The following is a 375-nucleotide window of genomic DNA, read 5'->3' on the forward strand; positions in this document are numbered from 1 at the left end:
TAGGCCGCCATCTCCGCAATGTGCTGCTCTTCGTTGTCGATAAGCGGCTCGTATTTCATGCGTGGAATGACCAGCTTGCCCTGCTCGCAGTGGTTGAACGGCGAGTCCAGCGCCACAAAACGCTCGCCCGCTTTCTCCTTCAGGCCGCTCCTCTCCTGCCCCCGGGAAAAGCGGGTCAGCGCGCCCCGCGTCGCCGATCCGCTGGAAAAGCTGATCTGGCGCAGCGTGCCGCACGTGGTCGCTACCCCTGCGACGCTGCGCTCTCTGCCCAGCTTTTCACGGCTGCAGGAGATCACCGGCCTCCCGGACAAAGCGTCCGCTCGTTTTGTGCCTCTGGACTCGCCGTTCAACCACCGCGCCCAGGGCAAGCTGGTC

The 375-nt window shown here is 64.5% G+C and carries 2 pseudogenes; one reads left to right on the top strand and one right to left on the bottom strand.

Features of this window, described 5'->3' with window-relative positions:
• Nucleotides 1–197 (bottom strand): annotated as a pseudogene (locus A6013_RS27695) (hypothetical protein); the annotation flags it as partial.
• Here A6013_RS27695 and A6013_RS27700 point away from each other — a divergent pair.
• Nucleotides 187–375, top strand: a pseudogene (locus A6013_RS27700) (hypothetical protein); the annotation flags it as partial. The pseudogenes A6013_RS27695 and A6013_RS27700 overlap by 11 nt on opposite strands.

Source organism: Enterobacter sp. IF2SW-B1 (assembly GCF_001743375.1).
Taxonomy (GTDB): Bacteria; Pseudomonadota; Gammaproteobacteria; order Enterobacterales; family Enterobacteriaceae; genus Enterobacter; species Enterobacter bugandensis.